Source organism: Peloplasma aerotolerans (genome assembly GCF_030012175.1).
Lineage (GTDB): Bacteria > Bacillota_I > Bacilli_A > Acholeplasmatales > Acholeplasmataceae > Peloplasma > Peloplasma aerotolerans.
Genome location: NZ_JASCXW010000006.1, coordinates 1 through 13,509 on the forward strand (window position 1 = coordinate 1; position 13,509 = coordinate 13,509).

Annotated in this window: 11 protein-coding genes; 4 read left to right on the plus strand and 7 right to left on the minus strand. The window is 31.7% G+C overall.

Annotation, left to right across the window (positions count from 1 at the left end; translation table 11 throughout):
• The 4 genes from gdhA to QJ521_RS03045 all read left to right on the plus strand — a co-directional run.
• Positions 1-1,317, plus strand: a 1,317-nt coding sequence (gdhA, locus tag QJ521_RS03030) for an NADP-specific glutamate dehydrogenase (protein ID WP_282838945.1), incomplete at its 5' end; no start/stop codon positions are given.
• A gap of 139 nt (positions 1,318-1,456) precedes the next feature.
• The gene (locus tag QJ521_RS03035) at positions 1,457-2,158 is read left to right on the plus strand and encodes an ABC transporter ATP-binding protein (RefSeq protein ID WP_282838946.1); all 702 of its coding nucleotides are present in this window, start codon (positions 1,457-1,459) and stop codon (positions 2,156-2,158) included.
• On the plus strand, positions 2,151-2,894 hold the full coding sequence (locus QJ521_RS03040) for a hypothetical protein (RefSeq protein WP_282838947.1): 744 nt from the start codon (positions 2,151-2,153) through the stop codon (positions 2,892-2,894). Before QJ521_RS03035 ends, QJ521_RS03040 begins: the two co-directional genes overlap by 8 nt.
• A gap of 101 nt (positions 2,895-2,995) precedes the next feature.
• Positions 2,996-3,634, plus strand: a complete 639-nt coding sequence (locus QJ521_RS03045) for a protein-L-isoaspartate(D-aspartate) O-methyltransferase (RefSeq protein ID WP_282838948.1) — start codon at positions 2,996-2,998, stop codon at positions 3,632-3,634.
• Here the strand turns inward: QJ521_RS03045 and QJ521_RS03050 are convergent.
• The 7 genes from QJ521_RS03050 to QJ521_RS03080 all read right to left on the minus strand — a co-directional run bounded on the left by QJ521_RS03050 (position 3,631) and on the right by QJ521_RS03080 (position 13,163).
• Positions 3,631-4,785 carry an aldo/keto reductase gene (locus QJ521_RS03050; RefSeq protein ID WP_282838949.1) on the minus strand — a complete coding sequence of 385 codons (1,155 nt, stop codon included), beginning with the start codon at positions 4,783-4,785 and terminating at the stop codon, positions 3,631-3,633. The two genes, QJ521_RS03045 and QJ521_RS03050, sit on opposite strands and share 4 nt — an antisense overlap.
• 104 nt (positions 4,786-4,889) lie before the next feature.
• Complete coding sequence (locus QJ521_RS03055) at positions 4,890-6,434, minus strand: Na+/H+ antiporter NhaC family protein (RefSeq protein WP_282838950.1); 1,545 nt, start codon at positions 6,432-6,434, stop codon at positions 4,890-4,892.
• A 174-nt stretch (positions 6,435-6,608) separates the two neighbouring features.
• Entirely contained in the window at positions 6,609-7,094 is a 486-nt protein-coding gene (locus QJ521_RS03060) for a hypothetical protein (protein ID WP_282838951.1), read from the minus strand.
• A 123-nt stretch (positions 7,095-7,217) separates the two neighbouring features.
• A complete protein-coding gene (locus QJ521_RS03065; RefSeq protein ID WP_282838952.1) occupies positions 7,218-8,033 on the minus strand; it encodes an AI-2E family transporter in 816 nt (271 codons plus the stop codon).
• Positions 8,034-8,208: 175 nt separating this feature from the next.
• On the minus strand, positions 8,209-8,757 hold the full coding sequence (locus tag QJ521_RS03070) for an NADPH-dependent FMN reductase (RefSeq protein WP_282838953.1): 549 nt from the start codon (positions 8,755-8,757) through the stop codon (positions 8,209-8,211).
• A 135-nt stretch (positions 8,758-8,892) separates the two neighbouring features.
• Positions 8,893-10,752: an ABC transporter substrate-binding protein gene (locus QJ521_RS03075; protein WP_282838954.1), complete on the minus strand. Its 1,860-nt coding sequence runs from the start codon at positions 10,750-10,752 to the stop codon at positions 8,893-8,895.
• A gap of 164 nt (positions 10,753-10,916) precedes the next feature.
• Entirely contained in the window at positions 10,917-13,163 is a 2,247-nt protein-coding gene (locus QJ521_RS03080) for a glycoside hydrolase family 65 protein (protein ID WP_282838955.1), read from the minus strand.
• Positions 13,164-13,509 lie beyond the last annotated feature (346 nt).

Genomic DNA, 13,509 nt, shown 5'->3' on the forward strand with positions numbered 1-13,509 from the left:
TACAATGCGTTAGTATCAAGAAACGAACATGAAACAGAGTTTTTACAAGCTACCTTAGAATTATTAGAATCAGTAGATAGCATCATTGATGAGTATCCTCATTACGAGAAAATGAATATTATTGAAAGAATTTTAGAACCAGAAAGAATTGTTCAATTTAGAGTATCCTGGCTAAATGATCAAAACGAAGTGTGTGTGAATAGAGGTTATCGTGTACAATACAGTTCTCTAAAAGGACCCTACAAGGGTGGTCTTAGATTTCATCCTTCAGTTAATTTGTCTATTATCAAATTTCTTGCTTTTGAGCAAACATTTAAGAATGCATTAACTTCTCTTTCTTTAGGTGGTTCTAAAGGTGGATCGGATTTTGATCCAAAAGGTAAAAGTGACTTCGAAATCATGAGATTTTGTCAAAGTTTTATCAGTGAACTTTACCGTCATATTGGTCCAGATATTGATATCCCTGCTGGAGATATTGGAGTTGGACAAAAAGAGATAGGTTACATGTATGGATACTATAAAAAGATAAGAAATGAAATCACTGGTGCATTTACTGGAAAAGGAAAACGCTATGGTGGCTCACTCGTTAGAAAAGAAGCTACAGGTTATGGTTTATGTTATTTTGTTGATGAAGTCCTAAAAACATTTCATAATACAGGTTTTAAAGACAAGAAAGTTATTGTATCAGGATCTGGTAATGTTGCGATATATGCTGCAGAAAAAGCTATTGAATTAGGTGCACAAGTGATTGCGATGAGTGATTCGTCAGGTTATATCTATAAAAGAGGTGGTATCGATTTAGATATCATTAAAAAAATTAAAGAGGATAATCCTAAGCGAATCAAAGATTATTTAAATGATGATGATAAAGCAACCTATGGAGATAATCCATCAGATATATGGAAATATAAGTGTGATATTGCTATGCCTTGTGCTACGCAAAATGAACTTGATTACAAATCTGCGCTAAAACTAATTAATAACGATGTTATGATTGTTGCCGAAGGTGCAAATATGCCTACGACATATAGAGCTGTTGAATTACTCAAAAAACATCATGTTTTATATGCACCTGGAAAAGCTGCAAATGCTGGTGGAGTTATTGTATCAGGATTAGAAATGGCTCAAAATACCAGTAGATATGCGTGGTCATTTAAACGTATAGACTCAAAACTTGATTCAATCATGCGTGAAATGTTCCATGAAATACACAGAACATCAAAGAGATATGATCGTGAAAGAGACCTTCTATTTGGAGCAAACATTCTTAGTTTTCATAAAATAGCAAAAGCTATGATGGAACAAGGTGTTTTATAATAATTTATATAAAAATCATAAAATGGGAATAACGGTTCTTTGTTCCCATTTTTTATTTCTCTTTTTTTGAATAAAATCTCAAAATTAAATATGTTTTTTTATAACTTATATATTATAATAGCAACAAAGGGGTGGAACGATGAATACAATCATAAAGATTAATAACCTTACAAAATCGTATGGTAGTTTAAACGCGTTAGTTAATGTCAACCTTGAATTGAAAAAAGGTAAAATCATTGGTTTGTTAGGCCCAAACGGCAGTGGGAAAACAACATTGATTAAAGTCTTAACAGGTTTGCTAAAGCAATACAGTGGAACTGTTTATATTGATGGACATCTTAAATCAAACAAATCAAAAGCACTAATTTCATATTTGCCAGATCAACTTTTTTTTGACTCATGGATGAAAATTAAAGATTTAAAAAATTATTACAAAGATATGTATACTGATTTTGATCATGATAGATTTCAAGTTTTATTAAAAAAGTTTAAAATTGAAGATCGTGTATATATTAAAAAATTGTCAAAAGGAAATCAGGAAAAACTTCAACTAGCTCTTGTTTTATCTAGAAGAGCTAAAATCTATATTTTTGATGAGCCTATAGGTGGTGTTGATCCAGCACTAAGACAAATTATTCTGGATACCATCATGAACGAACATGAGCCCGATTCAACCGTTCTACTTTCAACACATCAAATATATGATGTGGAAAGTCTATTTGATGAAGTTATCTTTTTAAAAGAAGGTCGAGTATTACTACACAAGCCAATTGACGAACTCATAGAAACTTCTGGTATGTCCCTACTAGAAACCTTTAAGGAGGTCTTCAAATATGCTTAGAAAACTGATTAAACACGAATTTATTGCTAGTTATAGAAGATATGTTCCATTTTATATCGCACTACTTGGTCTTGCAGTACTTAACCCATTAACAAGTCTTACAGATGATGCATTTTATATAAATGCAATTTTGCTTTCTGGAGCAGTTATTATTGTAAGTGTCATGTCATTATTCACCATTTATAATATGATTATTTCTTTAGGTAGACGTGTTTATGGTAAACCTGGATATCTTCTATTTACATTACCTGTAAAAACAATTGATATTATGCTTTCTAAAATTCTAGTTAATTTATTTTGGATAATTTGTACTGTCATCATTTCCATCATTACATTTGCTGTTACATTCTATTTTTTCGATGGTTCGTTTTTAACAGTGTTTAGAATGATCACATTAATGTTTATAGAAAACCCTATGGATGGATTAATTCTAATATTAGCACTTTTTATCTATGCTTTATATTCAATTGCCATTTTAATGTTTTTATTTTCATTTCTTAATCTTATTTATAAAGGTGAAAGAAAAATCCTTATGGGTTTACTGATATATTTTGGAATGTCTATTGTCATTGATTCAGTCTATCAGATATTTGCAAACTATCAAGATGTATCGATTGATTTGTTAAATTCAACAACATATATTGATTGGAGTTTTATAGGAATCTATACATTGATTTCATCAATACTATACATCAGTACATATTACATGATGGATCGTAGTTTAGAACTTCAATAAATCAACTAACTTAATTTAAGAGATGATGATTCGTTGGAATATCATCTTTTTTTTATCTCTATGTAGAATTGTGATAAGATAAGGCTGAAAAAGGTGATACCGTGAAAAAAGATGATTTGTGTGCTATGAGAAAGCAAATGGTCAATGAACAGATTGTTGGTAGAGGCATCAAAACCAAAAAGGTTATTGATGCATTCTTAAAAGTGCCTAGACATCTATTTATATCAAATATTTATCATCATATGGCTTATGAAGATCATCCACTACCTATCGATGATAACCAAACGATTTCACAACCCTATATGGTTGCTTTGATGACAGATCATCTTGATATACAAAAAAATGATAAAGTTTTAGAAATCGGCACTGGAAGTGGTTATCAAACAGCCATATTAGCATACCTTTCAAACCATGTTTACACCATTGAGTTTCATGAATCATTATCTATAAAGGCAAAACAAGTTTTAGATGATTTAGGAAATAAAAATATCCATTACCATATTGGTAACGGATATCATGGTTTGAATGTATATGCTCCATTTGATAAAATTATGGTTACTGCAGCACCTAAAGATTTTCCTAAGACATTGATCAATCAGTTAAAAGATCCTGGAAAAATGGTAATTCCTGTTGGAGATTCAATGCTACAACAGTTGTTTCTTGTAGAAAAAGAAAACCATCAAATCAAAAAAACATTAATAACTTATTGTAGATTTGTCGAAATGATAAACAAAGACTAACTGTTACTTATCTCTTGATAAAGATTAGATATATCCTGCATAAGCTTGGGTATATTTATTTTTTGTGGGCACAAAGACATGCATTCTCCACATGAAACACAAAGGTTTGCACGTTTACATTCTTCTAATCTTTCGTATTCTCGTTTAAAATCCATTTTGCTTTTCGTAATCATATATCGATTATATATTCTCAACAATTCAGGAATATCAACACCTTCTGGACATGGCATACAGTAACTACACCCCGTGCAAGGCACTGCATTGCTTTCCAGAAACACTTTTAATGCTCGGTCTATAACTGTTTGCTCATCTTGTTTTACAGGCTTAAAATCAGACATTGTTCTAATATTATCTTTTGTTTGTTCTTCATTAGACATGCCACTTAAAACAACCAAAACATTTGGTTTTGATGCAGCATAACGAATTGCCCAAGATGCAATACTTACATCTGGATTTTTATCAAGTAAATACGCTTTCGATTTATCAGATAATGACGCTAATAAACCACCTCTTACAGGTTCCATCACAATACAAGGAACTCCGTATTCTTTTACGATTTTATATTGTGTTTTAGCATCTTGAAACTCCCAGTCTAAATAGTTGAGTTGCAACTGAACAAAATCCCATTTAAACGCATGTATAATTTCATTTAAAATCTCAGGAGTATCATGAAAAGAAAATCCTAAATGACGAATTTTCCCTTCTTTTTTCATTTGATATAGGAAATCCATCACACCTGGTATTTGATATGTTTTATAGTTACTTCTGTTTAAGGCATGGCATAAATAAAAATCAAAATAGTCAACTTGGCACTTCTCTAATTGTTCATAAAAAATTCGCCGAGCATCGTCTAAGGAAACAATTAACCAAGTAGGCATTTTGGTTGCTAAGTAAAAAGTGTCCCTAGGATACTTTTTAAGTGCCTGTCCAATAAATGTTTCAGACAGGCCATGATGATAAGGATATGCTGTATCAAAATAGTTAACTCCATGTTGATAAGCATAGTCAATCATTTTTAATGCTTGTTTCTCATCAATTTCTGGCTGATCCTTGGATTGTGTAGGGAATCGCATACACCCAAATCCCAAAAGAGATGGATTTTTTTCGATACCTTTAAACTTTGTCTCTTTGACAAACACATTTTTTTTCATCACAACACCCTACTTCAGTATACTAAATTTTATAGACAATTTGAAGATATTTTTATAATTTAAAAAAATACACAACCAATCATTTTTGGTTGTGTATCTTACTTTTACTCTTTTTCAGTTTGTAATTCTTGGACCTTATCCGCTTTTTTTAGAAAAATAACTTTCCAATATTTAGTAAATAAGAAGATTAAGATTGCAATAATCAAATATGATAGTACTAATATTTCAGTTAATCCATATACCAAATATCCGAATGCTGCAATACCTGCAGTAACTAATGCATATGGCAATTGAGAAATAAAGTGTGAATGTAATGTTGATCTTGCTCCTGTTGCAGATAAAACAGTCGTATCAGAAATTGGTGATGAATGATCCCCAAATACTGCTCCACCTAAAACTGCTGCAACGATTGCTGGCATAAATATAGGGTTTGTTGCCATTGCAATTGGAATTGCGATTGGCAATAAAATACCAAATGAGCCCCAGCTTGTTCCTGTAGCAAATGCAATACCACCAGCGATAAAGAACATAACAAGTGGTACTAAAGCAGGAGATAAACTTGTTCCTGATATTGCAGCAGCAATTAAATCTCCAGTGCCTAAATCTTGAATAGCACCTGATACCATCCAAGCAAGCACTAAGATAGCTACTGCTGATTTAAACATCGATAACATACCCTTACCACTTACAACAGCGATTGACTTAATTTTAACTGCTCTATCAGTTAATGCGAAGATCACTGCTGTTATGTATGCGGATAACCCACCAAGGAATAGTGGAACTGTAATTTCTTGGTCCATAATCTCTGATGGAACAAAACCTGCTTTTAAGAACATCATAAAGAATGTTACAAAAACTAAAACAAGTATAGGTACTATTAAAGACCATTGTGTAGCTCTGGTTCCTTCTATCTTAACTTGAGATACTGCTTGTGCTGCATCTAGCTTAGAAACATCGTCACCTGATGCTGAAGCATCTTCAAACTGCTTCATTGCACCAAAGTTGATTCCTAATTTAATAACTAAGAAAACCATGATGATTGCTGTAATTGGGTAGAATTGATAAGGTACAGCAGCAAGGAATCCAGAGAATCCTGTATGCGTTGTATAACCACTATTAACAAATAAGCCACCCATCATACCAATAATATATGCTCCCCATGTAGAAATAGGCATTAAGATAACGACTGGAGCACTTGTTGAGTCAATAATATAAGCTAACTTAGCACGAGATATTTTGTATTGATCTGTAATTGGTTTAGAAACTTCACCAATAACTAAGGCATTAAAGTAATCATCAATACAAATAATGATACCTAGAATCCATGTTAATAATTGAGCAGCAACTGGGTTTTTCACTTTTGAAACAGCCCAATTAGCAAATGCTAAAATACCGCCCATTAAAGTAATTACCGCTGTAATGCCCCCAATAATAACGACAAATCCAATGATTGGTAGATACCAATCTAAACTTGTTGCGATTCCAATAAAACTTCCCCAAATGTATGTCACCATACCAATAATACTCCACTCAGCATAGATCAATGCCGCTAGAATAATTCCTATTCCTAAAGAAATAAGTACTTTTCTTGTAGCAATGACCAATACAATCATGACCAATGCTGGTAATAACGATAGAAATAACTGCACTTTTTAATTTCTCCTTTTTTTTAGTTTGTTATTGTTATCATATCATGAGATATTTGAATATCAAAATAAATTTTTGAAAAATTGTGATTTTTTTTCAATTATTTAATATATCATACAAAATGAATAAAACAATCCCGTAATTAGTCTCTTTTTAAATCGAATCATTAAATAGAGTTAGTCAACAATTATCGTCTTTGCCCATGAAAAATATGTATCTTTATGCTTATCTAAGTTCTTGTTTAGACAACCAAAGTTCATTGAATAATAATGATTTTGTCCCTCCATGACAATAAGCATATATCCATACTCAACCTCACTAACTGTTGCAGAATAATATGCATACAAATAATAAATACCATCTTCATCAAAGGTTTCTACTTGTGCATTAACATTCCCATTAGCAAGTACAGCATCTATATATTTTCTCAAAGTGTTGATGTTATAAACAGCAAGTTCTGATTTGCTTTCTCGCATACCCATAAAAATGTGATTCATGGATTCTAAATACAATGGTGCTTGGATTACTTCTTTTTCAATAAAATCTTCCGTTAACGTAATCGTTATTCCAGCACTAGAAAAATCTTTAGGCTTAGAGCCACATGCCGTTAGTGTTAAAACAATCACAAAAAAAATAGCTGCGATAAAAATTTTCTTATTCATATATTTTCCCCAATCAATTTATATTTGACTATATTATATAACATAGCAATCATAATATGGTCACTATTTTTTGATTTCATTAAAAAAAGTCTCAGATATCGAGACTTTTTAATTATATAAGTGCTATTTATTTTCTATTTCCACTTCACTTAACTTGAGTGTTTCTATATCATTTTGATTTACTTCTTTAATATATTGCAAAGAAACTTTAATTGTTCCTGCTATAGGTATAGCCAATAAAAATCCAATGAATCCAAAAACACCACCGAAAAACAGGAAACTAGACAATACAGCAAGTGGATGAATGTGAACCTGTTTTCCAAAAATTTGAGGTTGGACAATGCTACTTTCTAAAATTTCTTCAATGAGATTCAATACAAATATAATGATAATACCTACTAAATAGATGTTAGTATCATTTACTTGTCCGTGTTCTAGGTGTAAGGTCACAAGCAAAATTACTGGTAAAGACATGCTTATCCAAACACCGATATAGGGTAGAACACTAAATAACCCCATCATGACACCAAATAATATGGCGATATGCAAGCTAAAGTTTGGAATAAAAAATGACAATATACCATAAGTTATGATAAAAAACCCTGCAACAAAGACCATCATAAGCCCTTGTCCTCTTAGGTAATTTTGAATGACAACATCACTTCTTTTTCCCAACTCAACAGCATGATGTCGAACATTTTCGGGTATAACTTTTGAAATGTTCGTAAAAATATACGCTTTTTCTTTAATCAAATAATACATAAATACAGGTGTTAAAATCAGAATAAACAGGATATTCAATATGCTCGATGCTACACCAGATAATGTGATGAATATCGTTCCAATCATTGAAAAAAGTTTATCTATTGAAAAACCTTGATTGAGAATTTCATCAATAATCTGTCTTAATCCTGTTCCACCAAGATACTCATTTATCACATTTATGATATTTCTGGATTGCTAATAATTTGATCTCTTTACTATATTTTTGTTTTCTTCCCATAAAAGAAAAAATCCCCTTTCTATAAACATCTACAATTAATTATTTGTAGTGTCTACTTTAAGGGGATCATATCAATAGGTCGTCAAATGGGTTTTATATTCTTTTATTAAGTTAAGCTCTTAATGGCTTAAGTGCATTGGCCCAACTCAATAATTGCTCAAATAATGTATTTAATTGTTCTGCGTGATGTTCTTTTGGTTTAAATATAGAGTGTTTCTCAAAATCTGTAAACGTTGATAAAACAACATGGGTTCTTATTGTTGCAATATATTGTTCAGCAAGTACACTTCTTAATTGTTCTGCGGATCGTGTTCCACCAGCATTACCGTAACTAACTAAACCTGCAGCTTTATTAAACCAAGGTTCTCTTGCATGGTCAATTGCATTCTTAAGTGCTCCTGGCATACCATGATTATACTCCGGAACGATAAATATAAATCCATCAAGTGCATCTAGTTTTTCTCTCCATCTAAGGATACCTTCTTTTTCTGAAGACTCTCCAAGTAGTGGTAGATTAAAATCTTTAATGTCAATAAGTTCATATTCAGCATCATTTCTTTGGTCTGCTAATTTTTTAACCCATGAGCCTACCTGTGGACTCACTCTACCTTTTCTAGTGCTTCCTAGAATAATACCTATCTTTAATTTTTTTTGATCCATTGAAGTTACCTCCTTTGTCTCTTACTTACACTTATATTATATGTTACATCTGCTAAACTGTAAAGTTGAGTACTCTTTACACATAAAAAAATGGCTATATCCAGATGATAGATACAACCATTTTTATTATGTTTTTTAACTAAACGTTATATTGTTTATCATGAGTGCCCAATTCCAATATGGGGTTGATTCAACACCTTGAAGCTTGCTATTGAATATGTCATAATATTGGTTTGAATATAGAGGTACGTTAGGAATTAATGTATTCCATCTAATTTGATACTTTCTCCATAGTTCCAGGTATGTTTCTTTATCATTAGGATCAAGTTCTCTCATAGCAACTGTTAATTCATCAAGTGTCATTAATCCATTTTCTTCATTTAGAAGCGCTGCAGGATTTTCTGGACTATCTTCTAATTGATGACCATTTCTCCAAGTACCTAGGAAATCTGTATGCCAACTATAATATGGGTCGTAAACGACAGTAAAGTTAGTTGCTAAACTGAAGACATGATATAGTTTTTCTGACTCTTCTAGCTCATATGCATAATAGTAATGATCAAGTAGTGTATCAAATGATCTTTCAATATATTCATACAATATACCAGCTTTTTGGATACTGTCATCAAACAAAACAAAATTATTAACTGAGCAATTAGGTGTACTTAAATGATTGATTTTCAAAACTTCACCATTTTCATTATGTCGATAGTATTCGCTATCTACAAGAGCTTTACCTGTATCAAATGGGGTTGTTCCATCACTTTCATATATCCAATCTGTTTCATCTAAATTATTGTTTGCGTCATCTAGCGAGTATGCATACTGATTGATGTTTTCATCAATCCACGCTTCACTTCGAATATACATCCATTGTGCAAAACTATATTCTGAATATGTTAGTGAACCATAACCATCAAGAATGTGATTAAGAAAAGATTCGCGGTTTGCTAGATAAGCAATTGCCTGACGGACTTTATAATCTTGGGTAGGACCGAAGTGGGCTTGCATAACTAATACACCATAGCCATTACGTGAATAGTAGTTTGTGTTTGTTGCCAAAGATGCTTCTGCAGCTTGGATTTTACTACCTTCAATGACATCTACAACTAAATCTATTTCACCTTCAATCACTAAATCAACATCTAAAGTTTGATTTACTTTTTTGATGATGATGTTTTTAATCGAAGGGGTATCTCCATAAACATTGCCCTTGAAATAATCATTTTTCTCTAATGTGACAACTTGGTCAATAAAACTAATAAACCTATAAGGTCCACATGTTACGGTAGGTACATATCTGTAACCACCAATCTTTGAAATACTTGGAACTAGATCAAATCCTTCAACACTAATTCTAGTACCCTGATTATTAGAATCTATTATCGCTTCTTCAGGTGCTAAAACATGCCGCGGTAGTGGACTAACCGCTACATGAAGAGTTTCATAAAAATATGGCAACAACTCTCCTTTAATCGTTAATGAAAATGAAAATTCATTAATGAGTTTTACACCATGAAATCTAGTGTTAGCAGATGTTACATCTAATCGGTACTCTTCATAACCAACAAGTGATTCCCCTAATGTTGATGAGGCACCAGCGGTTATCCATTCTTTAGAAGCTTGAAGTAATAAACTAAACACATAATCACTTGCTGTCACTTTTTCTCCATCAGACCATTTGAGGTCATCATGAATAATAAATGTATATGTTTTATCACCATTTGAAGCTAAAGATGTTGTTACAGTTTCAACGACTGTTTCATTTAAGATGATCTCACCGTGTTCAGTTATTGTATAGGTTTCATATCCATGTATTAAATCTTTAACCCAACCATCATACTTATTATTACCAAATCCTACCATAAAACTACCACTTATTTCAGCAGCTCCAACAACTAAGGTTTGATGATGATCACTTTTACATTGAGCGAATGTAAATGTAGCAAAGACTAAAATAACAATCATCATAGTTTTACGACAAATACTTTTCATACTCCCCCTCCTTTTTATTAGGTTTTCCATTACATTTTTCATAATCGTTTATGTTAGATATATTATACACCTTTTTTTTATCTCAATTTATAATTTATACAATTTAATAAAATATAATAAGCAAAAAACACTGTAAACATAAGTGTCACAGTGCTCTTCTATATTTAAAATGATATCATCTCAAACTCATGTTCTTGGTCAATAATTACTTTTTGTCCATAAATCATCACCGTTAGTGGTGCATTTGTCTTGATATTGATTTTTTGTTGATTAAGTGATAGGTCTATAGATACACCTTGATACAATATCGTTGTCTTTGCTTTCTTAATTTCAGTTTGATAAGCTGGATTTATCAACAAAATCTTATTCATTCTAATACCAAACAATCCATAAATCAACATTAAGTAGCTACCGCCTAAGTTTGCTACATGTAACCCATATCTTGTAAACTTCTTAACATCCATTAAATCAAATTCAGTTACCGCTTTGAAATATTTATAGCCTAATTCATGATGTCCTAAATGATATGCAGCGATACCATAAATACATTTGGAAAGACTTGAATCATGAGTTGTTCTTTTCAAGTAATACTCAAATGTATTTTGATATAAAGTTTTGTCATGTTCATCAAGTAATACTAAAGCAATCATTGTATCTGCTTGTTTTAAGACTTGATGTTTATATATATATAATGGGTGATAGTTTAATAGTAAGGGAAAGTTTTGTTTCGGAATGCCTTCAATATCTAATTCTTTTTTACTCATAAATGATGCATCTTGTTTAATAACATTGCTCTCTTGATTGACAAGAAGCGTCATTTGTTTAGCTGCTTTTTTCATAAGTTCTAAGTCATTATTTGTTATATCAATACGCTCTAAAAGCGCGTTTAATGAATCTTTATGTTCTGTTATAAAATCATATGTGTACTCAAAATGCGCTTTTGCCATACGATTTGTATAGTAATTGTTATCAACAATTGCTGAATACTCATCTGGACCTGTCACACTATTTAAGTGGAATGATTGATTTTGGAAATGTCCGTAATCTAACAAGAAAATAGCTGTTTCTAGTAATATTTCTGCACCATAATCAGTCATAAACTCTAAATCGTTGGTTGCTTCAAAATATGATTTAATTGCAAATGCAATATCGCTATTGATATGGATTTGTGCACTGCCAGCTGGATAATATGGGGAGGCTTCTTTGCCATTAATGGTTCTCCAGGGTATTTTAGCACCTCTAGTTCCTCCTAAGTTTTTAGCCTCTAATCTAGCATGATGTAGCGTTTGGTAACGATACATTAATAAGTTTTTAGCTTTTTGTGGCTGTGTCAAGATAAAAAATGGTAACAAATATATTTCCGTGTCCCAAAAGTAATGACCTTCATAACCTTCTCCTGTTATACCTTTAGCAGCAATACTCGTACTTGGTTGAACACCACCACTCAAGTTCAATTGATAGATATTAAAGTGAAGTGCTTGTTCTATCCTTGTATCATCAACTTGAATATCTGATTTTGACCAAAAATCTTTTCTTATGATAGTTTCTGTTTCTACATAATCTTCGAATTTACGTAAGTTTTTTAAATCTTCATCCATTGCTTGATCAAAATCATCGGTTTCTAAATCTGTATAGTAAAGTTGATATTTGGTCAGAGAAATATCAATATTAGGTTTTAAATCATAAATCATAGAGGCATGAACCTCATCATCTTCAACTTTGTAATCTAACGGTTGATCATGAGTCATGCATACTCTTGCGCTTAGTGAAGTGTTTGTTGTTCTAGCTGTTAAGTAAGCAAAGTCATGGTCTGCATGAATTTGTTCTATATCTAAATCTTTGGTTGCATAGGGTAATCTAGGGTCGAGTGGATGCGCCTTTTTTTCTAAAGGCATTCTTAAATATGAAGTTAACCTGATTTTTCCTTGGTAATTATTCGACTTAACTTTTAGTCTTGAAACAACCATGTTAATATCGTATGGAACTATTTTTTCTTCAACGATTTGAAATTCATATCCGTGTTTGGTTAAATAAGTTGCTTTACGAAATGTCGTGCCTTGGTTCATATCTAGATTTCTATCTAGTTCAATGAATTCTGCATGACTTAAATCAATAACCTCATCATCAGACTCAATCTTAATATAAGACGCATCTGGTAAATTAACAATTGTTTGTCCTACTTGTGGAAATTGCTTATAGTTTTCTTCATATTTATAAGGATATGTATTATAAAAACCATTAACTAGCGTTTGCGGATAATCATACATTCCATAACCTTCAATAAAGTGACCTCTTGTCCCAAGCACACCGTTTGCTAAAGCAAAAATAGTCTCATCTGTCATGAGTTCTTCATATGATTTTCTATTCTTTCTTTCAATGATTAAATTATTTTGTTGTTTAGTTTTCTTCATATGAACCCTCTTTCTCGTTTTCATTAATCTTTATATGGCAAAATCCACGCATGAAAACGTTCATACGTGGGTGATATTAATATGTGCTAAATCTATCTTAAATAGTTTTTTTATCAAAACAAAATCACTCCTGGCAGGTTGCTTTTCATTGATGTGTCCCACTCCCCATTATATAAAAAAAATGGAAAAACAGCAAATATCAGAGGTTTTATGGCTGAAACTTGCTGTATTTCTATTAATATGTTAAAAATCATATATTATGTAAGAATGCAATTCCATTTGAAAATTCAAACGAAAAAATTGATTAATTTTGAATGTTTGATATACTGATGTTAGACATTCATCT